17 protein-coding genes are annotated in these 25,725 nt (G+C 71.2%); 2 read left to right on the top strand and 15 right to left on the bottom strand.

Annotated features, from left to right (window positions below; all coding sequences use genetic code 11):
• Positions 1-12: 12 nt before the first annotated feature.
• The 5 genes from AB8P05_RS31545 to AB8P05_RS31525 all read right to left on the bottom strand — a co-directional run bounded on the left by AB8P05_RS31545 (position 13) and on the right by AB8P05_RS31525 (position 6,790).
• The gene (locus AB8P05_RS31545) at positions 13-1,410 is read right to left on the bottom strand and encodes a glycosyltransferase (RefSeq protein WP_472762162.1); all 1,398 of its coding nucleotides are present in this window, start codon (positions 1,408-1,410) and stop codon (positions 13-15) included.
• Positions 1,411-1,540: 130 nt separating this feature from the next.
• Positions 1,541-2,650 carry a lysylphosphatidylglycerol synthase transmembrane domain-containing protein gene (locus tag AB8P05_RS31540; protein ID WP_472762161.1) on the bottom strand — a complete coding sequence of 370 codons (1,110 nt, stop codon included), beginning with the start codon at positions 2,648-2,650 and terminating at the stop codon, positions 1,541-1,543.
• A 136-nt stretch (positions 2,651-2,786) separates the two neighbouring features.
• Positions 2,787-3,263, bottom strand: coding sequence for a hypothetical protein (locus AB8P05_RS31535; protein WP_472762160.1), 477 nt, complete (start codon positions 3,261-3,263; stop codon positions 2,787-2,789).
• Between the two features lie 40 nt (positions 3,264-3,303).
• The gene (locus tag AB8P05_RS31530) at positions 3,304-5,505 is read right to left on the bottom strand and encodes a right-handed parallel beta-helix repeat-containing protein (RefSeq protein ID WP_472762159.1); all 2,202 of its coding nucleotides are present in this window, start codon (positions 5,503-5,505) and stop codon (positions 3,304-3,306) included.
• A 190-nt stretch (positions 5,506-5,695) separates the two neighbouring features.
• Positions 5,696-6,790 carry a M23 family metallopeptidase gene (locus tag AB8P05_RS31525; RefSeq protein ID WP_472762158.1) on the bottom strand — a complete coding sequence of 365 codons (1,095 nt, stop codon included), beginning with the start codon at positions 6,788-6,790 and terminating at the stop codon, positions 5,696-5,698.
• A 235-nt stretch (positions 6,791-7,025) separates the two neighbouring features.
• Between AB8P05_RS31525 and AB8P05_RS31520 the strand changes: the two genes are divergently transcribed.
• Entirely contained in the window at positions 7,026-8,453 is a 1,428-nt protein-coding gene (locus AB8P05_RS31520) for a carbohydrate-binding domain-containing protein (RefSeq protein ID WP_472762157.1), read from the top strand.
• 114 nt (positions 8,454-8,567) lie between these two features.
• Here the strand turns inward: AB8P05_RS31520 and AB8P05_RS31515 are convergent, their stop codons facing one another.
• Together AB8P05_RS31515 and AB8P05_RS31510 are read right to left on the bottom strand one after the other, a co-directional pair.
• Entirely contained in the window at positions 8,568-10,130 is a 1,563-nt protein-coding gene (locus tag AB8P05_RS31515) for an HlyD family type I secretion periplasmic adaptor subunit (RefSeq protein WP_472762156.1), read from the bottom strand.
• A 14-nt stretch (positions 10,131-10,144) separates the two neighbouring features.
• Positions 10,145-12,274 carry a type I secretion system permease/ATPase gene (locus tag AB8P05_RS31510; RefSeq protein WP_472762274.1) on the bottom strand — a complete coding sequence of 710 codons (2,130 nt, stop codon included), beginning with the start codon at positions 12,272-12,274 and terminating at the stop codon, positions 10,145-10,147.
• Between the two features lie 419 nt (positions 12,275-12,693).
• Between AB8P05_RS31510 and AB8P05_RS31505 the strand changes: the two genes are divergently transcribed.
• The gene (locus AB8P05_RS31505) at positions 12,694-13,650 is read left to right on the top strand and encodes a hypothetical protein (protein WP_472762155.1); all 957 of its coding nucleotides are present in this window, start codon (positions 12,694-12,696) and stop codon (positions 13,648-13,650) included.
• 212 nt (positions 13,651-13,862) lie between these two features.
• Here the strand turns inward: AB8P05_RS31505 and AB8P05_RS31500 are convergent, their stop codons facing one another.
• The 8 genes from AB8P05_RS31500 to pseB all read right to left on the bottom strand — a co-directional run bounded on the left by AB8P05_RS31500 (position 13,863) and on the right by pseB (position 25,573).
• Positions 13,863-17,606, bottom strand: coding sequence for a DUF4347 domain-containing protein (locus AB8P05_RS31500; protein ID WP_472762154.1), 3,744 nt, complete (start codon positions 17,604-17,606; stop codon positions 13,863-13,865).
• Between the two features lie 478 nt (positions 17,607-18,084).
• Entirely contained in the window at positions 18,085-18,675 is a 591-nt protein-coding gene (locus AB8P05_RS31495) for an IMPACT family protein (protein WP_472762273.1), read from the bottom strand.
• Between the two features lie 22 nt (positions 18,676-18,697).
• Complete coding sequence (locus AB8P05_RS31490) at positions 18,698-19,576, bottom strand: calcium-binding protein (RefSeq protein ID WP_472762153.1); 879 nt, start codon at positions 19,574-19,576, stop codon at positions 18,698-18,700.
• A gap of 47 nt (positions 19,577-19,623) precedes the next feature.
• Positions 19,624-21,120, bottom strand: a complete 1,497-nt coding sequence (locus tag AB8P05_RS31485) for a hypothetical protein (protein WP_472762152.1) — start codon at positions 21,118-21,120, stop codon at positions 19,624-19,626.
• Between the two features lie 82 nt (positions 21,121-21,202).
• Complete coding sequence (locus AB8P05_RS31480; protein WP_044553747.1) at positions 21,203-21,499, bottom strand: hypothetical protein; 297 nt, start codon at positions 21,497-21,499, stop codon at positions 21,203-21,205.
• 101 nt (positions 21,500-21,600) lie between these two features.
• A complete protein-coding gene (locus AB8P05_RS31475; RefSeq protein WP_472762151.1) occupies positions 21,601-23,097 on the bottom strand; it encodes a flippase in 1,497 nt (498 codons plus the stop codon).
• A gap of 251 nt (positions 23,098-23,348) precedes the next feature.
• On the bottom strand, positions 23,349-24,581 hold the full coding sequence (gene pseC, locus AB8P05_RS31470; protein ID WP_472762150.1) for a UDP-4-amino-4,6-dideoxy-N-acetyl-beta-L-altrosamine transaminase: 1,233 nt from the start codon (positions 24,579-24,581) through the stop codon (positions 23,349-23,351).
• Positions 24,581-25,573 (bottom strand): UDP-N-acetylglucosamine 4,6-dehydratase (inverting), encoded by a 993-nt coding sequence (gene pseB, locus AB8P05_RS31465; protein ID WP_455176276.1) that lies wholly within the window; start codon positions 25,571-25,573, stop codon positions 24,581-24,583. Before pseB ends, pseC begins: the two co-directional genes overlap by 1 nt.
• Positions 25,574-25,725: the final 152 nt, after the last annotated feature.

Here is a 25,725-nt window from a genome sequence, read left to right as displayed (position 1 = left end):
TGCGCTGAAGGCTCAGAACGCCTTCAGCTTCTTCCAGGCGAACACCACCATGCGGGCCAGCAGCCAGCCATGGGTGAAGCGGGAGATCTGCGTCTCGCCATAGCTGCGGTCGGCGTAGCGCACCGGCACCTCGACGATCTTCAGGTTCTGCTTGGCGGCGCCGAAGATCAGGTCGAAATCGCCGAAGGGGTCGAAATCGCCGAAGTAATGACGGTTGGCGACGATGGTCTCGTAATCCTTGCGCCACAGAACCTTGGTGCCGCACAGCGTGTCGGTGAAGCGCTGGTTCAGCAGGAAGGAGAAGATGCGCGCGAAGGCCCGGTTGGCCAGGAAGTTCAGGAAGCGCATCGCCTCCGGCGCCATCGGGTAGACCAGCCGCGTACCGTTCACGAACTCGCCGCGCCCCGACACCATGGCCTGGTAGAATTTCCCCATCGTCTCCGGCGGCACCGTCAGGTCGGCGTCCAGGATGATCAGGATGTCGCCGCGCGCCACGGCGAATCCGGCGCGCACCGCGTCGCCCTTGCCCTTGCCGGGCTGCTTCATGACCTTGATGTCCCAGTCGGGATAGGCGTCGCGGACGCGCAGGCATTCCTCGTAGGTGTTGTCCTGGCTGTTACCCTCGACATAGATCACCTCGACGTCGGGGGCGAAGCGGGGCAGGCGGCGGATGGCGTTCTCGATGTTGCCGCGCTCGTTGCGGCAGGGGATCAGAACGGTGACCGAGGCCGGCTTGCCGTCCACCGTCACCGCCTCGACGGTGGGCTGCGGCCGGGCGACGACATAGTTGCGCACGCACAGCCGGCGGATGCCCGGCAGGGGCGCAATGTAGCGGTTGACCAGCGTGCCCAGCCCGAACAGCCGCTTCGGGATCAGCTGGCGCCATTCGCGGCGCACCGGCTCCCAGCCGGCCAGATCGAGCAGGTTGACGATGTCGCTGGTGGACAGCCAGTTCTGCTGGCCCTGCGGCATGCGCATTCCCAGCTTTTCCGCCGCCCACAGGATCGGCTCCCAGACGCGGGAGTGATAGCTGACGATGATGCGGGTCTTGGGATCGGCGACCCGGCGCAGCAGGCGCAGCGTCTCCTCGATGTCGTCCAGGAAGCCGATGGTGCCCGACAGCAAGATGTGGCTGAACGGCCCCTCGATCGCGTCGATGGTCGCCGGGTTCTCGGCGTCGGCGGCGATCAGCTCCAGCTCCGGATGCCGCGTCTTCGCCACCGCGATGGTCGCCGGGCTGAGGTCGATGCCGACGCCGCGCGCCGGCTTCAGCGCCGCCAGCGTGTCGCCGACGCCGCAGCCGATCTCCAGCACCGTCGCCCCTTCCGGGATCAGGAAGCGCAGATAGGCGCGGTCGGCCTCGTGGAAGGCGCGGTTGCGCTCGGCCCAGCGGTCGCGCAGGGGGGCCATGGCGTCGAACAGCCCGCGGATGCGCTCCTGCCGGGGGAGAGGGTGCGCGGTGCGGCAGGTTCCGGGGTGATGGCCTCGGGGGCGGCATCCATGGCGGCGGTCCGGTCGAGCGTCGGAAGGGGCTGGTCGGTCATCGGGTGGAATCCGTGGAAAGGGCATCAGGCGCGGCCATGGCGGGCCTGTCCAAGTCGGGCCGGGAGGCGGTCTCGTTGCGCAGCAGCAGCCAGAACAGGCCGCCGGGCAGCGACAGGACGGCGATCGACAGCCCGATCAGCAGCGAGACCAGAAGCGCCGCGTCGGCATCGAAGCCGAGCAGCGCGAAGCCGGCGACCATCGCCCCCTCGCGCACGCCCCAGCCGCCGAGCGAGACGGGCAGGGCTGCGGCGACGATGGCGGCCGGCACGATGGCCAGCCCGTCCAGCCAGCCGAGCGGCAGGCCGACCGAGCGGGCGAACAGGATGGTGGCGGCGATGGTGGCGAGATGGACGCCGACGCTGTGGCCCAGCGCCGCCCAGGCGGCGGGGTTGCCGGCCATGGCGCGCAGCTGCGCCACCGCCCCCCAGGCGGTCCGCACCGGCGCCCCGTCGCGCAACCGCTTCGGGATCGGCAGCCGGTCGCGCGGGATGCGGCCGGCCAGCAGCAGCAGGCCCATGGCGACGGCCAGGACCAGCGCACCGGCCAGCACGGTGCCGGCGACGGCCGGCGGCGCCACCGCGGCCAGATGCGGCAGCCCGACCAGCCCGATCAGCACCACGCCCAGCAGCGCCATCAGCCGGTCGACCAGCAGGGCCAGCATCACCGGACCGGCCGGGTGGCCGAGCCGCCAGGTGAACCAGCCGCGCAGCAGGTCGGCCCCGACCGATCCCGGCAGGATCTGGCCCAGGAAGCCGCTGGCCATCTGCAGGCGGAAGGCGGTCCAGCGGGTCAGCTTGAATCCGGCGGCCCGTCCGACCGCCCGCCACCGCTGCGAGGCGAAGGGCAGGGTCAGCGCCTTCACGGCGAAGCCGGCGGCGAACAGCCACGGGTCGGCGGCCGACAGGCGCGCGACGATGCCCGGCCAGTCGGCCCCGGCGGCGAGCGCGCCCAGGATCACGACCGTCACCGCCAGCTTGACCAGCAGCGGCCACCGCCGGCCGGCCGGCTTGCCCGGGCCTTCGCCAAGCTTGCCCGGGCCTTCGCCCAACGGGCCGGGCTCGGTCCGCCGGGAAAAGGGGGTGTCGAGAAGAGCCTGAGCCATCATCCCCGCATGGAAATCCGGGTGCCGCGGGACAGCGGCGCCGAACGGGCCGTTTTAACGGCTCACGTCCGGCTTGTCACCCAGTCAGGCGGCAGAGGGGGCAGCAGTTTCCCTCACCCCGAAGCGGGAGAGGGCACTCTCATCCCATCCCGGATGCGGCCAGCATGGCGCTTTCCGGCCGCATCCCGGCGGCGCGGGGTGCCGAGGCGGGGCTCAGCGCCCGGCCCTCCAGCCGGCCGTTCTGGATGTAATGCCGCATCGCCGCCGTCAGGTCGCCGCCGGTGGCCGCGGCGACGTCGCCGTTGGCCGCCAGATAGGCCGCGGCATTGAAGCCGGTGGCTCGTCCCTCCGTCCGCCCGGTGCCCAGGTAATGCAGCCCGGCCCGGGTGGTGTCGGTGCCGAAGGCGGCGGCGAGGTCGGCATTGGCCGCCAGATAGGACAGCGGGTTGAAGGTGACCGTCCGACCCTCGGCCCGGCCGCTGGCGATGTAGTGCATCGCCGCCGCCGTCCGGTCGGTGCCGAAGACCGCCGACAGGTCGCCATGGGAGGCGAGATAGGCCAGCGGGTCGAAGCTGACCGTCCGCCCCTCGGCCCGGCCGCTGGCGATATAGTGCATCGCCGCCGCCGTCCGGTCGGTGCCGAAGATCGCCGACAGGTCACCGTAGGAGGCGAGATAGGCCAGCGGGTCGAAACTGACCGCCCGCCCCTCCGTCCGGCCGCTGGCGATGTAATGGGCCGCACCCGCATCGCCGTTGGTGCCGAAGACCGCCGACAGGTCGCCGTGGGAGGCGATGTAGGCCAGCGGGTCGAAGCTGACCGTCCGTCCCTCTGCCCGGCCGCTGGCGGCGTAATGTGCCGCACCGGCCGCGGCGTTGGCGCCGAAGATCGCCGACAGGTCGGCATAGGAGGCGATGTAGGCCAGCGGCGAGAAGGCCGGCCCGGCCGCGGCGGGCGCGCCGCCCGTACCGGTCGCCGGAGAGCCGCCCCCCGGATCCCCCAGATCCGCCGCCGGGGGCGGGAATCCCCGGCACCGTCAGCGGCGCCGAGCCCATCCGCGCCCAATCCAGGTCGCGGATACCGAGCCCCGCCGCACCGCTGCCGAGCCGGAAGTCGCCGGCCGCCGGGTTGACGAACAGCCCGGACGACACCCTGTCGCCGCCGTTCAGCCCGCGCGTCCCCTGCAGCAGGTTGCCGGTGACGCTGTAGGAGCCGGGGGTCCAGAACTCCCAGTAATCCATCCCCGTGGAGGAGGAGATGACGTTGTTGGTGACGCTGTTGTTGGCGAGCAGGCCGATGGCGCCGGCGCTCGGCACCCATTCCAGCCGGATGAAGCGTTCGCGCGGGTTGGACAGGACGGCGAAGTTGTTGGTGACGGAGTTGGAATCGCCGCCATGGATGAAGACGCTGGCCCAGCCGGTGTTCTGGATGAAGTTGTCCTGGACGGTGACGCCGTTGGCCATGTCGTCCAGATAGATGCCGAAGCTCTTGTGGCGGTCGAGCCAGCCCGACCCGTCGGTCGCCAGCCCGCCGACGTTGCGGATGTCGTTGCCGCGGATGATCGTGCGGGTGTCGACGTTGGACCGCCCCAGCATCTCGATGGCGCCGCCGTCGGCGGTCTCGGTCATCGTGTTGTAGATGCGGTTGTACTCCACCACCGTGTCGGTGTTGACGGTGGCGCCGTCCCAGTTCTTGATCGAGATGCCGTAGCGCGTGCTGTTGCGGATGTCGTTGCCGGAGATCAGCGTCCCGCTGGTGCCGTAGAGCTGGATGCCGGCGACGTCCTTCAGCACCTCGCCGATGCCGTCGATGCTGTTGGCGCTGACGCGGTTGCCGTTGCTGCCGTAGGCGAGCTTGATGCCGCCCGCCCCCAGATGCTCCATCCGGTTGGCCTCGATCGCGTTGCCGGACGACCCGGTCAGCGTCATCGCGGTGCCGGCATTGACGAAGCGGTTGCCGGCGATGCTGTTGCCGGACGCATTGGTCAGCGTCAGGGCCGAGCCGTTCCAGGCGGTGTCGGCGAAGGTCAGCCCCTGCAGGGTGACGCCGCTCGCCCCGTTCAGCGACAGCAGCGTGCCCAGCCGCGCCACCACCGCCCCCTGGGCCAGCAGCGCGCCGGGGTCCTGCGGCTTCACCACCAGCCGGCCGGTCTCGGCCTGCCAGGCGAACTCGCCGGCATCGCGGATGAAGGCGTCGTCGTTCAGCAGGCGATAGGTGCCGCCGCTGCGCAGGGCGTATTTCGCGCCCTGGGTAAGATTGATGGTCCGGCTGCCGGCATCGGTGGAGGCGACGCCGACGATGTTGTCGGACAGCCGCTCGGTGTCGAAGGTCTGGACCATCGTGCCGGGCTGGACCCCGGCGGCCAGCACCGCCGCCATCGCCCCGTCGCCGTCGCCGACGCGCAGGCTGGTCCGGCTGGCGCCGCCGGAGGCCGCCTCCAGGACCGACCAGCCGGAGCGGGGATCGCCGGCGTTCCAGTCGCCGGTCTGCGCGACCTTCTGCCGGACCCCGCCGATGGAAAGGTCCAGCCCCGTCGCGGAGGTCGCCGCGGCATAGAGCCCGCCGCCGATGGCGGTGAAGCCGCCGACCCGCTCGCCACCGCTGAACACCGGCGTCTCGCCCGGAAAGGCCATGATGCGGACGCCGTTGTCGGCCCCGGTCAGCGTCACCGTGCGCGCCATGGCATAGGTGCCGCCGCGCACGTAGGTGTCGCGGATGCCGGTCGCCCGCATGGCGCCCTGCGCGCGTTCCAGCGTGGCGAAGGGACCGTCGGTGCCGTCGGCATTGGGTGCCGCCAAACGCCCCGACCAGGAATCGTTGCCGTTGGTCGCGACGTAGAAAGCCTGCTGCGTGTCTGTCATTGCCGGATTGCCTTGCCGATACAGGGCAATCTCACGGCGCAAATACTTAATAAGGAGGTAGTCTCACCCTTTCGGATGTATCCTTTCGTACGGAAATCCCGTGTTCATTTCGTGACAACGATGCCAAGGCAATCAGTTGTCACTTGCGGCAGCCTTCGCGTTGTCTTGGCCGCCTCCGGCTCAACCCCGTTCAGCGCAGCTCCACCCGCCGTTCCTCCCGCAGCACCGCCTCGTCGCCATGGCGGAGCGTCACCGTCACCCGGTAGGGGCCGGGTGCCCAGGGGCCCGGGGCCGGCTTCTTCACCTCGGTGCCGAAGAACAGCACGGCCAGCGGGCGCGGCACCATCCCTTCGCTGCGCAGCAGGCGGCGGCCGTCGGGGCCGGTGACCTCCAGCGTCACGCGGTCGCCCTGCCGCCCGCCCATCAGCTCCGCCCAGACGCCCAGGGTCGGCGCATCGGCCGGCAGGGGCCTGCCGCCCCTGTCCCCGCCATAGCCGCCGCCATAGCCACCGTCGCGCGCGACCGCCTCCTTCGGCGCCTCGGGCGCCAGACCGGCGCCGAGCAGGGCGCTCGGCCGGTAGGCGAGAGTCCGGCGCGCATCGTCGCTCCACAGCGTATCCGGGGGGACCGGCGCGCTGCCCGTCCCGGCGGGGCAGGCCGCCGCCGCGCCGCCGCCGGCTTCCCTGCCCGTGTAGGGATCGAGCGTGCGGCCGTCATGGCGGATGCCGAAATCGACATGGGGAAACTCGGTGTTGCCGGACAGCCCGATCTGGCCCAACGGCGTGCCGGCCTCCACCCGGTCGCCCGGCTTGACCGCGATGCTGCCGCGCTTCAGGTGGCTGTACTGGGTTTCCCAGCCGTTGCCATGGTCGACCACCACCGCGTTGCCGGCCTCCCGCCCGGCGGGGGAACCGCCGCTCTGCCGGATGCTGATGTCCTCCATCCCGTCGCGCACGCGGGCCACCGTGCCGGGAGCCGCCGCCACCACCGCCACCCCGCGCCGCATCGCCTCCAGGTCGGGCAGGCGGAAATCCGTCCCCTTGTGCCCGTCATAGGTCAGCCGTCCGCAGGCGAAATCCCGCATCCCCGGCCCCGGATCGGTATCGACATAGTTCTGGACGAAGCAGTCCGCCCCGATCCGGCAGCGCACCGGCAGCTCCAGCCTGGGCGCTCCGCTGGGCGGTTGACCGGCGGGCGATTGGCCGGCAGACGGCTGGGCGGATGCCGCGGCCGGCAGGAACAGCAGGGCGGCGAACCCCCAGCGGTATTGGACCGGCACCCTCATCCACACCCCTCGCACGGCGCTCCTCCCTCTTGCCCGGCCTTCACCAACAGGTGGGGCACCGGACGGGGAGGCCAGCCCCAGCGCCCGGATCGGCCGTCACGCCGGCTCTTATGCGCCGTCGCATAAGGGGTGTCGCACCCAAAACCGCCCCGTCCTTATCATCCGAAGGCCACACCGCCCGCCCTCATACTCCGCCCCGCATCTTCATCGACGGCACACAGCGGGGACCGACAGCATGGCGAACAGCACCCATACCGGCAGCGGCAAGACGGTCGTCGTCATCGACAGCGGCTGGTCGCCGACCTGGGAGACTGCCGCCTCCGTGGTCTACCAGCATGACTATGCCGACAATGACGGCGACGCGCGCAACCCCAACGCCGACACTCACGGCGCCCTGGTGACCTCCCGCATCCTGTCCCAGGCGCCGGACGTCGGCATCATCGCGCTGAAGGTGATGCCGGACGGCTCCACCACCGCGTCGGGGGCGGCGATCGAGCAGGCGCTGCAATGGGTCGTCGCCCACGCGTCGGACTACAACGTCGTCGGCGTCAACCTCTCGCTGGCCGGCGGCTCCGCCTCGTCGGAGATGACGACCATCCTGTCGGACGAGCTGGCGAGCCTCGCCGCCAAGCGGGTTCTGGTGTCGGCCGCCGCCGGCAATGCCGGGCAGAACGGCACGGCGACCGACGTCTCCTATTTCGCCGCCGACCACAACACGATCTGCGTCACCGCCTCCACCGGCGACGGGGCGCTGCCGGGCTGGGCCCAGCGCAACCCGGGCATCACCGACCTGTGCGCCGACGGCACCGACATCCGGCTGACCGATCTGGCCGGGCGGACGGTGACGGCCAACGGCTCCTCCTTCGCCGCCCCGACGGTGACCGCCGCGGTGGCGCTCGCCCAGCAGCAGGCCATCGCGCTGCGCGGCAGCGCCCTGACCCAGGACGAGTTCCTGTCGCTGGCGAAGCAGACCGGGACGCCGGTCGGCGCCACCGGCTACACCGACCTGAACACCCAGGCGCTGCTGGCGAAGCTCGGCGAGACCTACGGCGCGCCGGAGACGCCCGGCACCGGGGCGCCCGCGACCGCCGCCGCCACCATCCTGGTCAACGCCAAGGGCACGGCCGCCGCCGGGGTCAACGCCCACTTCACCCTTCTGGTCGACGGCCAGGCCGTCGGCGGCGCCACCGTCGGCACCGCGGCCAAGAGCTACGCCTTCACCACCAGCGTGTCGGCCGACAGCGCCCACAAGGTGCAGATCCGCTACGACAACGACGGCTTCGCCGGCGGCCAGGACCGCAACCTGTTCGTCGACAGCGTCAGCGTGAACGGCCGCAGCTATGCCGCCACCGACGCCGCGGTGACCTACGACAAGGGCGCGCTGGACGGGCGCGACGTGGTCAAGGGCCAGAGCGGGATGTGGTGGAACGGCACGCTGGTGGTCGCCGCCGACAAGAGCCTGTTCGGGGCTAAGGCTCCGTCCCAGGCGCAGGTGGCAGAGCTTCAGGCCGGCGACCTGCTGGGCCACGCGGTGACGGCCAATGCGGCGTCGCATGGGATCGTGGACGGCATGGCGGGCTGGAAGCCGGAAACGGTCTCCGGCTTCGAGGACGCCGCCCACGGCCTGCACGCCTGGTACGACGCTCACGATCTGGCGGCGTAGCGAGCCGAAGCCAGCCCTCTCCCGCCCCGGGAGAGGGAGGGGACCCGCGCCGAAGGCGTGGGGAGGGTGAGGGGTAATCCGAGACTCACGAAGCGCATGGCTTCGTGCCCACCCTCACCCTTCCCATGCTCCGCATGGGCCCCTTCCCTCTCCCGGGGCGGGAGAGGGAACTTTACCGCTCGTGCATGGCTTCCTGGGCGCTGCGCGAGAGGGGGAGAGCAGGTAGTCGGCGATGCGGCGGCGGCCGGTCTTGATCTCGGCGGTCACCGTCATGCCCGGCTGCAGCCGCGTCTCCTTGCCGTCGACCTCCAGCGTGTCGCGATCCAGCGTGATGCGGGCGGCATAGACCGCGCCCGCCTCCGGCGCCTTGGCGCCACTCTTCTCCGTCCCCTTGTCGGCCTGCTGCTGTTGCACGGCGTCGCCCGACAGCGAGGCGACGCGTCCGGGGATCAGGCCGTATTTGGTGAAGGAGAAGGCCTCCACCTTCACCTCCGCCACCTGTCCGGTCTGGACGAAGCCGATGTCCTTGTTGGGGATGAAGGCCTCCACCTCCAGCCGGCTGTCCTCCGGCACGATGACCATCAGCGGCTGGGCGGTGGTCACGACACCACCCACCGTGTGGATGGCCAGCTGCTGGACATAGCCGTCCACCGGCGCGGTCAGCCGCAAGAGATCGACCTGCTGGTCGGCCTTGGCCAGCTCCTGGTCCAGCGAGGCGGCCTTGCGCTCGGCCTCGGCCAAGCCGGTGTAGAGCTGGCGGCGGAACTCGGCCTCGGTCTGGCGGCGCTGCTCGGCGGCGGCAGCGATGGAGGCGTCGGCCTCCGTCAGCTTGATCTTCTGGACCAGAAGCTCCTGCTCCTGCCCGACCAGATCCTGCTGAAGCTGGAGATACTGGAAGCGGGACGAGGTGCCGCGCTTGGACAGGTCGAACAGCGCCTCCGCCCGTTCGCGGATCAGCGGCAGGGTGGCGTTCAGCTTGGCGATGGTCTGCACCACGGTGGCGCGGTCGGCCTCGCGCCGGGCCTGCTCGCGGTCGAGCGCCGCCAGCTTGGCGCGCTGCTCGGCGATCTGGCTGTCGAGAAGCTGGCCCTGCATTCGCGCCAGATCGGGCGACAGGCCGGCAGGAGCGGCGAAGACGGCGTCGGGGTTGCCGTTCACCACCTCCAGCGCCGCGCGCAGCCGCGCCACTTCGGCCCTTGCCGCCGACAGGTCGGAGCGGATGCGGTCGCGGTCGGCCGTGGCGCCGGTCGGGTCCAGCTCGATCAGCGTCTGGCCGGCCCTGACCAGCTGGCCGTCCTCGACGGCGATGGTGCGGACGACGCCGGTCTGCATCGGCTGCACGGTCTTGGTCCGGCCGCTCGGCACCACCCGGCCCTGGGCCACCGCCACCACGTCGACATGGCCGAACCACGCCCAGGCGCAGGCGGCGGTAAAGGCCAGCATGATGACGGCGGTGAAGGTCCGCGCGGTGGGCGAGGGCGGCCGCTCCAGGATCTCCAGCGCGTCGGGCAGGAAGTCCATCTCGTCGCGCCGGCGCTTTTGCGGCCGGCCCTGGAATTTGGTGGGCGGGCGCGGCTCGCCGGGGGTGCCCGGCGTGTTGGCGGGCGGCTTCACGCCGGCAGGGGTGGGAGCGGAGGGGGCGGCGGTGGTCTTCACCGCGGCGTTCGTCTTGCTCATGGCGCTCGTCCCCCTCAGCCCGCGGCCCGTTGTTCGATCAGCCCGTCCGTCGGCGGCGGGTTCCCGCCCGGCAGCTGTCCCATCTGGCCCCCCATTTGACCGTGGAACAGCGTCGCGTAACGGCCGCCGCGGCGCAGAAGCTCGTCGGGCGCACCGTCCTCGACGATGCGGCCGCGTTCCACCGTGACGATGCGGTCGGCGATGGCGACGGTGGACAGGCGGTGGGCGATGATCAGCACGGTGCGGCCGGCGCAGATGCGGCGCATGTTGGCCTGGATGATCCGTTCGGACTCGTGGTCGAGCGCGCTGGTCGCCTCGTCGAAGATCAGGATGCGCGGGTTGGTGACCAGCGCGCGGGCAATGGCGATGCGCTGCCGCTGCCCGCCCGACAGGCTGGCGCCGCGCTCCCCCACCACGGTGTCGTAGCCGTCGGGCAGCTCGACGATGAAGTCGTGGGCGCCGGCCAGCTTCGCCGCGGCGACGACGCGGCCCATCTCCATGGTCGGGTCGGTCAGCGCGATGTTCTCGCGGATGGTGCCTGAGAACAGGACATTGTCCTGCAGCACCACGCCGATCTGCCGGCGCAGCCACACGGCGTCGGCGGTGGAGAGATCGGTGCCGTCCACCATCACCCGCCCGCGCTCCGGCACATGGAAGCGCTGCAGCAGCTTGGCCAGCGTGCTCTTGCCCGAGCCGGACGTGCCGACGATGCCGACGACCTGCCCCGCCGGGACATGCAGCGACACGTCGCTCAGCGTCTCCGGCCCGTCATGGCGGTAGCGGAAGGTGACGTGGTCGAAGGTCAGGTCGCCCTTGATCGCCGGCATGGCGGCGCGGCCGGGGCTCTGCAGCGGCTCGGGGGCGGTGTTCAGGATGTCGCCGATGCGGTGCATCGACAGCCGCACCTGCTGGAAATCCTGCCACAGCTGGGCGATGCGCAGCACCGGCTGGACGACGCGGCCGGCGAACATGTTGAAGGCCACCAGCTCGCCCACCGTCAGGCTGCCCTCGATCACCAGCTTCGCCCCCAGCCACAGCACCAGCATGGTCGAGAGCTTGGAGACGAACTGCACCGACTGGCTGGCGATGTTGTTCAGGTTGCCGGCGCGGAAGCCGGCGCGGACATAGCCGGACAGCTGGTCCTCCCAGCGGCGCTGCATGCGCGGCTCGACCGCCATGGCCTTGACCGTCTCGATGCTCGACACCGTCTCGACCAGGAAGCTGTGGTTCTCGGCGCCGCGGGCGAACTTCTCGTCCAGGCGGCGACGCAGGATCGGCGTCGCCACCAGGCTGATCAGGACGTAGATGGGGAAGGAAGCCGCGACGATCGCCGTCAGCATCGGGCTGTACAGCAGCATCACGCCCAGGAAGACGACGGTGAACAGCAGGTCCAGCACCAGCGTGATGGTGGAGCTGGTCATGAAGTTGCGGATCGTCTCCAGCTCGCGCACGCGGGCGACGCTGTCGCCGACCCGGCGCGCCGCGAAATAGCCCATGGGGAGCGACAGCAGCCGCTGGTACAGCTTGGCCCCCAGCTCCACGTCCAGCCGGTTGGCGGTGTGGGCGAAGGTGTAGGTACGCAGGCCCCCCAGCACCGCCTCGAACAGGATGACGGCCAGCATGCCGACCATCAGCACGTCCAGCGTGCCCAGGCTGCGGTGCACCACCACCTTGTCCACCACCACCTGGAAGAACAGCGGCGTCACCAGCGCGAACAGCTGGATGAAGAAGGAGGCGAGCAGGACCTCGCCCAGGATGCCGCGGTATTTCCAGGCGACCGCGCCGAACCAGCGGGCGTCGAAGCGCGGCTGGCCCATGCCCATCGTGCCCTTGCGCCCCAGGCAGAGCAGCCGGCCGCTCCACAGCGGTTCGAACCCCTCGCGGTCGAGGATGCGGGTCTGGTTGGTCGCGGCGTCATGCACCAGCACGCGGCCGTTGCCGGCCTTGGCCAGCACCAGGAAGCCGCCGTCCAGGCCGGGGACCAGGGCGGGGAGCGGCGTGCGCTCCAGCCGCTCCCATTTGGTCTTCACCACGCGGGCCTTGGCGCCCAGCCGGTGGGCCTGGCGGACCAGACCGGTCAGGTCGGGGGTTTCGCCGCCGCAGGCATGGCGCACGCCGTCGTAATCGGCCGGAATGCCCAGCATGCGCAGCGCCGACACCAGCCCGGCGATGCCGGGATCGAGAGGCGGGCCGGGCCTTGGACCGGATTGGGACCCTTCGCCCTGAGGCTGCCCTCCGGAGGAGAGGGGGAGGAGGGGTCCCGCGCCGGATCGGCCGGCGATCCGTCTCGCATCTGTTCCATGAAGGCTTCCCGGTTCCGAAACTCTAAGGGGTGGCGCCGAACGGCTGCGGCCAACCGAAGGTGTGCATCGCGCCAACCCGCGGCCACCCGAACGATGGGGTACCCCGCATCGTTGGTGGTCAAAGGGGTTGATGGCCGAAAAAGCACCCCCTCAGGCCGGCGGCTTTTCCTGGACCGGACGGCGCGCTTGGGAGTACGCATGCGGGGAACGCCGGGCCGACGGGACCGGTGCCGTTTTCCTCCTTGCCGGACGCGCCCGCCTTGTCGCAGATCCCCCAGCTGCTGCGCCTTCTGCTTCTGCTGCTGACGCCCATGTGGCTGTCGCTGGCGGTGGAGGGGCTGGGCCTGCACGGATCGCTGTCGATCTCCGGCCTGCGCCGCGCGCCGGAGGTCGACAGCGCCCTGGCGCCGCCGACCGGCTGGCGGGAACGCAGCTATCTGGCCGCCAATCCCGACGTCGTCGCCGCCATCCGCAGCGGGCAGGCTTCCAGCGGCTACGCCCATTACGTCCAGCATGGCCGCGCCGAAGGCCGCACCGGCGGCTTCGTGGAGCTGGACAAGCAACCGGCCAAGGCGGCCCCCGCTGCGAAGGCCGCCCCCCAACCTGCCGCCACCCAGGGCACCTCCACTCAGGGCACCGCCGCCCGGCCCGCAGTTCCACAGCCTGCCGCGGCCCCGGCTCCGGCGCCGGCGGCGCCGGTCCCCGCGGTGAAGCCCGACCCCGGCGACGAGGCCGCTCCCGTCCGGGCCGAACCCGCGGTGGAGGTCCTGCGGCCGGGCGTCAAGCCGGTTCCGGATGCTCCCGCCCAGCCGGTCAGCTTCCAGCCTGCGGCGCGTCCTGAAGCCCAGCGTCATGTGGAGCGGATCCGCACCGCCATCGGCGGGGACGGGCTGCGCGTCGTGCTCGACCTCGACCAGGACCCGCGTTACGAGACGCCGGTGCGGCGCCCCGACGGCCGGCTGGAGGTGAGGCTGCCCGGCACGCTGTGGCAGGCCGCCCCGTCCGGCCGCCTGCCGGCGACGGCGCTCGGCTACCGGGCCGAGCGGGACGGCGGCGGCACCCGGCTGCTGTTCAGCGACGAGGATGGCGCGGGCGGGGATGGCCCGGTGCGCCTGCTCGCCGTCTCCACCCTGGCCCCGGACAAGGAGCGCGGCCACCGGCTGGTGATCGACGTGGCGCTGCCCTCCATGGCGAAGGCCGACCGCAAGGCCCGCTAAGGAAAGGCCGCTGAGGAAGGGCCGCTCGCCGCCATCTCCCTTCCCGTCACGCCGCCGGGCTCTCGGGGGCGGATAAACGCATGATATGAAATCATCATATCATGTCTTGATGGCCGGGTCCGATCAGAGGCGGCTTTCAAAAGGAAGGGGCGGCTTGCCGCCGCCCCCCGATGGCTCCGACCGACGTCCACCGGCGGCCGGTGGGAGGGGGTTCACACGGGAAGCTCCGCCCGCTGCCGGCCGGACATCCCGCCATCGCCCACCGCCAGCGTGCCGAGCATCGAGCCGGACGACGGCACGTCGTAGAAACCGCCATCGATCCCCATCGCCTGCGATCCGGTCATCCCGGCCGCCAGCATGGTGACGGCGATGGGCGCCTCTGCATTGGCGGCGGCCATGGCCTCCGCCGCGGTGGAGGTGCTGCGCTTGATATAGGCCAGCTCGACCGCCGCATCGCTGGTGCCGAACTCCGTGGCGATCTCCGGATTGCTTGCCAGATAGGCCGCCGGATCGAAGGCGGTCAGCGACCGCCCCTCGGCATAGCCGTTCCGGATGTAGTGGATCTCGGCCGCCTGGACATCGGGGCCGAAGGCCTGGATCAGGTCCGGGTTGCTGGCGATGTAGCGCAGTGCGTCGAATCCCTGGGCCGGCCGGCCCTCGGCCTGGCCGTTCTGGATGTAGTGCCGGGCGGCAGCATCGGCGTCGACACCATAGGCGAGCGCCACGTCGCGGTTGGCCGCCAGGTAGTTGTAGCCGTCGAAGGTGACGGTCCGCCCCTCGGCATAGCCGTTCTCGATGTAATGCCGGGTCCCGGCATCGGCGTTGGTGCCGAAGGCCGCCGACAGGTCCGGGTAGGAGGCGATGTAGGACAACCCGCTGAAGTTCGGGATGCGCCCCTCGCCATAGCCCTGCTCGATGTAATGGCGGGTCGCGGCCTCGGTGTTGGTGCCGAAGGCGGCGATCAGCTCGGGGTAGGAGGCGGTGTAGGCCAGGGCGTTGAAGGTCACCCTCCGCCCCTCCGCCTGCCCGTTCTGCAGGTAATGCTGGATGCCGGCCGCGGCGTTGGCGCCGAAGGCGGCGATCAGGTCCGGATGGGAGGCGATGTAGGCCAGCCCGTCGAAGCCGGCCGGCAGCCCGCCGGCGGCCGGCGGCTGCGGAGTGGAGGCGGGCTCGGCCGACGGCACCACCTGCAGGGCCACGCGCCGGGCGACGGCGCCGCCATGGCCATCCTCGACCCGATAAGCGAAGGCCCCCGCATCGCCCGACATGCCGTCGGCGGCCAGGAAGGTCAGCACCGGCAGATCGGCCGCCGACAGGATCTGGTTCACCGTCACGGCACTGCCGTCGGCCAGCCGCACGGTGCCGCCGCCGGGAAGGCCGGTCACCGTCACCGTCAGCGCGTCGCCGTCGGGATCGGTGGGCGACGCGATGCCGAGCGACACCGCCGTCCGGTCCTGGACGGTCATCGTCTTGTCGGCCTGGGCCACCGGGGCGGAGTTGACCGCCGGCTGCACCACCGGATCGGGCACGGGATCGGGAGTGGTGACGGGCGGCGGCGGCGGCGGAGGGGGCGGAGGAGGCGGAGGAGGGGGAGGGGGCGGCGAGACGACCGGGGCGGCCTCCACCGTCAGCGCCACGCTCTGGGTGTCGATGCCGCCATGGCCATCCTCGACCCGGTAGGTGAAGGCCCCGGCAGCGCCGACCGCGCCGGACGCGGCGGTGAAGGTCAGGGCCGACAGCTGGGCGAGCGTCAGGCTCTGATCGGCGGCCACCGCGGTGCCGTCGGCAAGCGTCAGGGTGCCGCCGGTCGGCAGGCCGGTGACCGTGACCGTCAGCGCGTCGCCGTCGGCATCTGTCGGGGCGGCGATGCCGAGAGCGACGGTGGCGCCGGCCTGGGCCGTCACCGTCCTGTCCTCCTCCGCCACCGGGGCGCTGTTGGCCTGAACGATGGTGACGCTGCCGCCGCTGCCGGCCCGGAACTGGCTGGCGTCGAAGCTCCCGATCAGGGTCACGGCCAGCCCGCTGCCGATGCGCAGCACGGTGGAACCGGCGGCCGTCTCCACCTGCATGCCGGCGAGGTCGGCCCCCTCCATCACCAGACGGTCGCCGATGGCGGCGTCGGTGACGGTGACCGCACCGGCCGTCCCGGCGGCGATGCGGATGACGTCGTCGCCGCCGTTGCCGGTGACGGTCGTCCCGGCCCCGACCGTCAGCTCGTCGGCCCCGGCGGTGCCGGTCAGGCCGATCTGCGCGAAGCCGGTGGCGCCGGACAGGTCCACGGTCGCCCCGTCGCCGGACGCCGCCACCGCAAGCGCATTGCCGTTGCCGCTCAGCGCCAGCCCGGCCAGCTGCGAAGCTGCGAGCGTCAGGGTGGCGCCGCTGCCGGTGAGGTCGATCGCCTCGATGCCCGACAGGGCCACCGCCGACAGGTCGGCGCTGCCGGCGATGCGCAGGGTGTCAGACGCCGCACTACCGGCGATGGCCTCGAAGCCGGCGGCCTGCGCGCCCGTCAGCGTCACGTCATGCGCCCGGCTGCCGGTCAGCTCCAGCCGCTCCACCCCGGCCAGCGTCATCCCGGTCAGGTCGATCGTTGGGGAGGCGACGGCGGTGTAATATTCCAGGTCGTAGCCGTTGTAGCTGCTCAGATTGTCGGAGCGGACCTCCAGCGTGTCGGTGCCGGTGCCGCCGTCGAAGCTGACGGTGCCGGCGTCATACTGGCTGACGACGATGTAGCGGTCGTTGCCGGCCTCGCCATAGATCGTGTCGGCCTGGGTCTGGGTATAGCTGCCGGCGGTGACGATGCCGGCCAGAATGGTGTCGTCGCCGTCGCCGCCATAAATGGTGTCGCGTTCCCAGTCGCCCTTCAGCAGGTCGTTGCCGGCATCGCCATGGATCAGGTCGGCACCGCCGCCGCCGGCCACCGTGTCGTCGCCGGCCTGCCCATGCAGTTCGTCATTGTCGGCGCGGCCGTAGATCAGGTCGTTGCCGCCGCCGCCGAAGACGCTGTCGTTGCCGTCGCCGGCCTCCAGCGTGTCGTTGCCGGCCCCGCCATGCTCGACGTCATTGCCGCCATGGCCCCAGAACCACACCGCCGTGTCGCCCGCCGTCAGGCTGTCGGCATACTCCGAGCCGATCCAGCGCTGGATGTTCTCGAAGCTATCGCCGGCCGCCTCGCCGGTGTTGTTGGCGCCGTCGGTGAGGTCCAGCGTGATGCCGCTGGTGGCGTCCTCGTAGGTGACGATGTTGAAGCCGCTGCCGCCGACATAATGGTCGGCGCCCAGCCCGCCATTCATGGTGTCGCCGGCGGCGACGCCGCTGTTGCCGCCGGCGACCAGCGTGTCGTCGCCGAGCCCGCCGACCAGACTGTCGTCGCCGGTGCCGCCGGTGATGCTGTCGTTGCCGGCCCCACCATTGATGGTGTTGCCGGTGTCGTCGCCGACCAGCGTGTCGTCGCCGTCCGACGGGGTGCCGCTGTAGGCCAGCCGATGGACCCAGTCGCCGGTGCCGGAGACGGGCAGGGCGGCGGTGACCGGCCCGGTGGTCACGTCGAGGTCCCAGGAGGCGCCCAGCGACGGGTGGCCGACCGGATGGCTGGCGGCGGCGACGCGCGCGCCGGTCGCCCGGGCGAGTGCCTCGGCGAAACGGCCGCCATCGGCCCCGGTGTCGCAGGCATGGATCAGGATCTCGGTATCCGGCGCCTGCGGCCAAGACCGCCCATCTGCCTCACGGCCGGACAGCGCCGCGATGTCGAGCCGGCGGGCGCCGAGCCGGACCGCCCCCGGCTCGCCATGGGCCAGCAGATGGATGGCGGCGGGACGGGTGGCGAGCGCATCGGCGAAAGCCTTCCCACCATCCTCATCGGCCGCGACCCGGACAATCCGGACATCAGGCCGGCAACGGTCGAGCAGCAGGTCGAGGTCGTCGAGGCTGGCGTCCGCAATCAGTACGTCGCGCACGGATGGTCCTCCTTGATGGCGGCAGGGCGGCGGAGCCGGAACAGGGCAGTCCCGCCGGCCGTCGATCCGCACCGCATTTCGGCGATGATTATTGCGGCCAATCGGCCGTATTCACCCAAATGTGAGGAGAAAACCGCGGTCAGCAATTCAATAAAGCGAGGTATCACCGGCAAGAAAGGGGGAGACTTCCAGTTAAATAAAAAGAAGGAAGCCTCATATGCATGCGGGGATTCTGCCTCTTCTCCACACCATCCGGAGACGTGCCGAAAATCCCCTTTTGAGGGTGATTATCTTTTTTAACTCACTAAAAAGTGGTAGATTCGATTTCGGCCGAAGCTCTGGCCCGGTCGCGCGACAAAGTTCCAAAGCATGGCATCGCCACGCCCGACCGTCCCTTGCCGGCAAACATAAAACACATAATTATGTTTATGGAAAAATCAGATTTCCGCCGGCCGGATCCCCGCCGGTCCGCACACGCCTAGTCCTCGCCACGCACCACCGCCGCCTGACCGCGGGAAATGTCGGTGACCAGCCGGATGAACGCGTCGGCGCGGTCGCGGGGAAGCGTGACGTGAAGCTGGACGCCGTCGGGGGTGAAGCCGGTGGTCTCCACCCGCGTGCCGGGAAAGCCGCCGAGGCTGGAGCGGATGCGCGCCTCGTCGGCGAAGCCACAGGCGACGGACAGGGTGGCATAGGCGACGATCGGCTCGCGCGCCGCCGCCTTCAGGCAGCTTGCCGCCGTGCCGCCATAGGCGCGCACCAGCCCGCCCGCCCCCAGCAGGATGCCGCCGAACCAGCGGCTGACCACCACCGCCACCCGGTCCATCTCCTGGCCCTCGATGGCCTGGAGGATCGGCCGACCGGCGGTCCCGCCCGGCTCGCCGTCGTCGCTGAAGCGATAGACGTCGCCGACCCGCAGGGCCCAGCAATTGTGGCCGGCGTCGGGCATGCTGGATTCGGCGATGAAGCGGCGCGCCTCCTCCTCGCTGTCGGCCGGGGCGGCCTGGGCCAGGAAGCGGCTCTTCTTGATTTCCTGCTCGAACCGTTCGGTCCTGACGAGGGTGAACATCATGGCGGTGGCCGGCGTCCGCCTACAGCACGAAGTCGAAGGCGGAGAAGGTATAGTTGGCGATGTTGACCTGGATGCGGAAGTCGGCCGCCCCGTCCCCGTTCACGTCGCCCTCGATCAGCGTGACCGCGCCGGACGGCTGATAGCGCAGCTGCCCGGCCGCGGTGAAGCCGGCGGTGCCGACGAAGGTGAAGGCGTCGTTGGCGGTGGTGCCGGTGATGGCGTCGATTTCCGACAGGTCGATGCGGTCGCCCTCGGCCCCGACGGTGGCGTAGCTCGCCAGCCCCTGCAGGGCCTGCTGGGCCACGACGGCGCCGTTGAAGTTGATGATGACGTCGGGGGCGGCCAGGGTGGATTCGTTCAGGTTGCGGATGGAGAAGACGTCCGCTCCCGCCCCGCCGTCCATCAGGTCGGCGCCATAGCCGCCGACCAGCGTGTCGTTGCCGGCGCCGCCCAGCAGGACGTCCTCGTACAGGGTGACGGTGTCGCGGGGATTGACGGAGATCTCGTGGCTGCGGTCGGAATAGACGTCGCCGAACAGGATATCGTCGCCGCCGCCGCCGCGCAGCACGTCGGCCCCCAGCCCGCCATAGAGCGTGTCGTTGCCGACGCCGCCGTCCAGCCAGTCGTTGCCGGCCCCGGCATCGAGCCAGTCGTTGCCGTCCTCGCCCAGCAGGGTGTCATTGCCGACGACGTCGATGACGTCGCCGCGCAGCAGGTCGTCCCCGGCCCCGCCGAACAGCAGGTCGTTGCCCGCCCCGCCCTCCTGCTGGTCGGCGCCGTCGCCACCCAGCAGGACGTCGTTGCCGGCATTGCCGAACAGCGTGTCGTTGCCGGCCAGCCCGGCGATGGTGTCGTTGCCGGCACCGCCGCCGATGGCGTCGCCCTGGATCCCGCCCACCAGATAGTCGTTGCCGTTGGAAGCGGAGGCCGAGACGGTCAGCCCCGTCAGCGACGGCTGGGAGAAGCCGACCAGCCCCCCACCGGATAGATTCCGTCGGTGGCCTGCAGCAGCTCGATGCCGGTCAGCGTGTCGGTGCCGTCGGGACCGCTGACCACGAGATTGCCGTTGGCGTCGATGGCCAGCGAGTAGGAGGCGAGCGCGGCGGTCAGCACGAAGCTGTCGATGCCGCCCAGCCCGTCCACCGCGTCCGTTATCGGGTTGCCCAGCGCGTCGAAGGCGGCGCTGCCGCTCAGCGTGTCGTTGCCGGCCGTTCCGGTCACCACGACCGGCACGCCCTGCGGGGTTCCCGCGAGTGCGGCGGCGGCCGGCACGGCCAATCCCATGGAAGCGGCCCTCATGGGAACGGCCGCCACTGCCGGGGACCGGCCGGGCGTCGCCCGCAACGGCCGTCCCTCGCGCAGGCCGAAGGTGAGGTAATGGAGCTTGGCCGCCGTGGCATCGCCGCCGGCGGCGGCCGCCACGTCCGCATTGGCCGCCAGATAGGCCGCCGCGTCGAAGGTCACGCTGCGCCCCTCGCCCCGGCCGAAGCGGGCATAGTGAACCACCGCCGCCGCCGGATCGATGCCGACCGCGGCCAGCACGTCGGGGTGGGAGGCGAGATAGCCGTAGGGATCGAAGCCGGCCGTCCGCCCTTCGCGGGCGCCATAGGCCAGGTAATGTCGGATGGCGGCACCGGCATCGACGCCGACCGCCGCCAGCACGTCGGGGTTGGCCCCCAGATAGCCCAGCGCGTCGAAGCCGCCCAGGCTGCGCCCCTCGTTCCGGCCGCTCCAGGAGTAATGCGCGGCCGCGGCCACCACATTGCCGCCGAAGGCCACGGCGAGATCGCGATTGGCCGCAAGGTAACTCTGCGCGTCGAAGGCGAGCGCCGCCGGGGCGGCGGTGCGGCCGTCGATGGTGACCAGCTCCACGTCGGTCAGCGTGTCGACGTTCCGGCTCGACACCACGGCATGGCGCCGGCCGCTGCCGTCGAGCGCCACCACCACCGGAGTCTCGGCGCGGTAGGCTCCGTCCTGCAGGGCATAGCGGCGCGGGTCGGCGGTGTAGACGGCGCGGTCGGTGCCGCCGCCGCCGTCGAAGCTGCGCCCGCCCGGCACGCCGAGATAGACGCTGTCGTTGCCGTCCGCCCCGACGAAGCCGTCGATCTGCTGAAAGATGCGGGCGCCGAGCCGGTCGAGCGTCCCGCCGGTCAGTGCTACGTCCAGCCCCTCGATCCGGTAGCGCAAGAGCCCGGCCGCATCGCGGTCGCTCAACCCGGTGAAGCGGACGGCCGCCGCGGCCCCGCTGCCGGAGGCGGCATAGTCCAGCTGGGCGGCGTGCGCCCGGCCGGCGACCGTGCGGGCGACGGTCAGGCTGCCGGCACCGGCGGCGATGGAGGAGGCATCCGGCACGGTGGTGAAGGCATCGGCGACGAAGCCGTTCGCCAGCCGGGCCTCATCCAGATCGAGGGCGAAGCCCTGCCCCGCCACCAGCCGCGCCATGCACGCCCCCTAACCCCCGCCGCAAGACGGCACCGCCCGCCGGACAACCGTCCAGACTGCTCGTCTGGACCGGCCGGCCCGGTCAGATGACCTGGAGGTAGGCCGGGTCGAGCGCACCGTGGCGGAACGGGATCCAGTCCTTGTGGTCGGCGCGGTACTGCAGGCCGTAGGGGTTCTTGAAGAAGATCTTCTGCAGCGGCTGGCCGCCCTCGGCGCGGGTGCGCTCCAGGTCGATCAGCGGCGAAGAGGCGAACACCTTCTCCCACAGCTCGGTGTTGTCCACCTCGCGGCCGGCGTTCTTCACATAGTCGCGCGCGGTGTCGCTGAGCTGCCAAGCCTCTTCGACCATCGCGTAATAGTCCACAGTACCCTCGGCCATGGCCTTCGAACTCCAACCAGCGTTGCACAGAGTTTCCGCTCACATAGCGCATTTCCGGCGGCAAAGGAACCACCCGCGCGCCGTGTTTCGACGGGGTGATGTTACGTCCGGTCCGCCGCGGTTCCGTCGATCAGCCGGGCGGCGCGAGACTTGCGCAGCGGGGCGGCCAGCTTCTCCCAGGACCGGGTGCGCAGCAGCCGGCCGGCAACGCCAAGCCCGACCGCCAGCAGGCCGGTCAGGCTGATCGCCGCCCCCACCGGCCCGCCGACCAGCAGCCCGGCCGTTCCCGCCGCCCCGGCCAGCAGCGCGCGCAGGCCGATGGTCAGCGCCACCGCCCCCGTGCCCGGCGCCACGCGCGGCAGCAGGACCAGCAGAAGCCCGCAATCGACCGCGGTGCGCAGGCTCCAGGCCGCGGCGGCGCCGACGGCGCCGTAGCGCTCGGCCAGCAGCCACAGGACGCCCAGATAGACCGGCAGCTCGGCCAGCTGCAGGCGCGCCGTCACGTCGACGCGGCCGACGCTCTGGATCAGCGTGTTGGGCACATAGGCGGTGGCGTTGAAGAAGACGCCCAGCATCAGGATCGACAGGACAGACGCGCTGTTGGCGGCGAAGGCCGGACCCAGCCACAGCTCCAGCGCCGTCTCGCCGCCGACGATGGTGGCGGCCTGCATCGCCAGGAACACCGCCAGCGTCAGGTGGCCGCCGGCGTCCAGGATGCGGCCCAGCGCCGGCGGATCGCGCCGGAACAGGCTGGAGGCCAGCGGGAACAGTGCCAGCGACAGGGCGCCGGGGATCACCATCAGCCGCGACAGAAGCTCGAACGGCGTCGTGTAGAAGGCGACCATCGCCGCCGGCACCAGGCTGAGCAGGATGAAGCGGTCGGCATAGAGCATCGCCGGGCCGACCAGGTTGTTCAGCATCATCCAGGCGCTCATGGTGAACAGCCCGCGCAGGCTCGGGCGGCCCCAGCGGCCGGGATGGAGAAGGTCCGGCATCTGGCGCACGGCCAGCACGCCATAGCCGACCAGCCCGATGAAGCGCCCCGCCGCGATGGCGGCGATCACCGGCACCAGGCTCTGGCTGAAGGGCAGCACGCAGAGCGGGCTCAGATAGTTCAGCACCCCCACCGTCATCCGCACCAGACTGATCGGGCGGAAGCGCTGGTGGGCCTCCAGCACGCCGCGCAGGCCGGCGGAGACCAGCGCGATCGGCACGATGGCCGCCGCGATCAGCAGGCTCACCCGGATCTCGTCCGGCGAGGTGCCGGTATCCAGCTGGAACCGGTCGGCCAGCAGCCCGGCGCCCAGCGCCACCGCCCCGCCGGTCAACAGGCCGATGGCCCCCATCAGGGCGATGGCCGGCCCGGCGATGCCCGCCGTGCTGCCGCCGTCCCGGCCGTTTGCGGGGCTGTTCTCCGGCTCCCCCGCATGGCCCGCATGCCCGATCCGGTCGGCGACGATCTGCACCAGCGACCGCCCCAGCCCGAGGTCGAGCACCCCGAGGTAACCGAGCAGCGCCCAGATCAGGGTCAGCGCGCCGAAACGCTCCATCCCGACGGCGGAGATGAGCAACGGAATCGACAGCAGGGCCGCCAACATGGGGAGCCCTTCGCCAAGCAGATTCCAGAGCGTGTTGCGAAACAAATTCGGGTCCGTACGCGAAACACTGTGGAGCGGCGTTCGGGACGACCCGACCCCGGCCATCCGGCTGTTCAGCCGTTCGACCTAGATCTATGCCCTCCTGACGACGCCATTGTTATCGGTCCATCCTGTCCAAAACGCTAACGGAATCGCTCCGACGAAACGGTCCGGACCCTGAACGGCCGCCGGGGTTCCCGGCTGGACCCGTGTCAGGACAGGACCCGCTCCAGCGCCTCGGCGACCCGGTCGACGTCGCCGTCGGCCATGGCCGGGAACAGCGGCAGCGACAGCGTGTGGGCATAATGGCTCATGGCGCCGGGCAGGGCGAGATCGCCGTAGCGGCGGCGCCAGTAGGGTTGGCGATGGACCGGGATATAGTGCACCTGCGTGCCGACGCCCAGGGCGCGCAGGGCCGCCATCACGGCCGAGCGGGTCCGCCCCGCGGCATCGAAATCGATGCGCGCGGCGCACAGGTGCCAGGCCGGACGGCACCAGGGCACCGGGGCCGGCGGCCGCACCAGCGGCGCCAGCGGCGCCAGCCGCTCGGCATAGAGCGTCATCAGCCGCGCCCGCCGCCCGACGAAGCGGTCGAGCCGGCCGAGCTGGCTCAGCACCAGCGCCGCATGGATGTCGGAAAGCCGGTGGTTGAAGCCGGGCTCCGCCATTTCATAGTACCAGGGGTTGGCGTTGCCCTCCGCATCCAGGGCGGCGTCGGGATCGGCGAAGCCCTCCCCCGGTCCGGGCGCGCGCATCATGCCGTGGTTGCACAGGCGCCGCACCCGCGCCATCAGCGCCGGGTCGTCGCCGGTGACCGCCCCGCCCTCCCCGGCCGCGATGGTCTTGACCGGATGGAAGGAGAAGACGGTCAGCGACCCCGCCTCCACCCCCGCACGGCCGGCGCCGACCGGCGTCTCGCCTTCCCCGGACGGATCGACCGTGCCGATGGCGTGGCAGGCGTCCTCGACCAGCGCCAGCCCTTCCGCCCGGGCAAGCGCGGCGAGAGCGGCCATCGGCGCGGTCTGCCCGGCATAGTGGACCGGGGCGAGCGCGCGGACGCGCCAGCCGGCCTTGGCCGCACGGGCGATGGCGGCCTCGGCCTCGGCGACGCCCATCAGGCCGCTGTCGGGATCGACGTCGGCGAAGGCGACCTCCGCCCCGGCATGCCGGGCGGCCGACGCCGTGGCGAGGAAGGTGTTGGACGGCACCACCACCGCATCGCCCGGCCCGATGCCGAGCGCGGCGTAGGCCAGCCGCAGCGCCGCGGTGCCGTTGGCGCAGGCCACCGCCTCGGCCGCGCCGACCCGCCCGGCCAAGGCCCGCTCGAAGCCGGCGACCGCCGGCCCCTGGGTCAGCCAGTCGCCGCGCAGCACCGCCGCCACCGCGGCGATGTCCTCCTCCTCCACCGACTGGCGGCCATAGGGGAGGAAGGGCAGGCTCTCCATCAGGGGGCTTCCGCCAGCAGTGTGCGCAGCCGCTCGCCGTCCAGCCAGTCGTCGTTGCCGTCGCTGGCATAGCGGAAGCCGTCGGCCACCGGGCGGGCGTTCAGCCGCTCGTAGGGCGCATGCTGCCAGAAGGTGAAGGCCGGCTCGATCACGTAGCGGTCGGCCAGCTCGTAGGTCTGGCGGGAATCGTCCTCGGTGATCATCACCTCGTGCAGCTTCTCGCCCGGCCGGATGCCGACGATCCGCTGCGGCAGGTCCGGCGCCATGGCGCGGGCGAGATCGGCGATGCGCATGCTGGGGATCTTCGGCACGAAGATCTCGCCGCCCTGCATCATGGCGAAGCAGGACAGCACGAAATCGACCCCGTGCTGGAGCGTGATCCAGAAGCGGGTCATCCGCTCGTCGGTGACCGGCAGATGGTCGGCTCCCTCGGCGATCATCTTGCGGAACAGCGGCACGACGCTGCCGCGCGACCCCACCACGTTGCCATAGCGCACCACGGCGAAGCGGGTGTCGAGCGCCCCCGACAGGTTGTTGGCGGCGATGAAGATCTTGTCCGACGCCAGCTTGCTGGCGCCGTAGAGGTTGATCGGGTTGGCCGCCTTGTCGGTCGACAGCGCGACGACACGCCGCACCCCCATCGACAGCGCCGCCCGCACCACGTTCTCCGCCCCGTAGACGTTGGTGTGGATGCATTCCATCGGGTTGTATTCGGCGGCAGGCACATGCTTCAGCGCCGCGGCATGGACGCAGAAGTCGACGCCGCGCATCGCCAGCTCCAGCCGCTCGCGGTCGCGCACGTCGCCGATGAAATAGCGCAGCGTCGGCGCCCACTCCGCCGGCATGCGCTGCTGCATCTCGTACTGCTTGAACTCGTCGCGGGAGAAGATGATGACCCGGCGCGGTTTGGCGTGGCGCATCACCGTCTCGACGAAGCGGCGCCCGAAGGAACCGGTGCCCCCGGTGATCAGGACCGACCGGCCGTCCAGCATGCGCAGCCCCGCCTCGAGCCCGGTGCCGGCGGCAGGATCCGGATGCCATGGCTTGGGCTGGCTGGCCTTGCTGGAGTCTGTCGTCACCGCCGGTTCCGTCCGTTGAAGCCGCATCGATCGAAGCCGCCGGCCCGAGCCCCGCGCTCCGGATG

Source organism: Azospirillum sp. VT-I1 (assembly GCF_055698305.1).
Note: the sequence above shows the minus strand (reverse complement) of the source record. Positions and strands in the feature narration are given on the sequence as shown.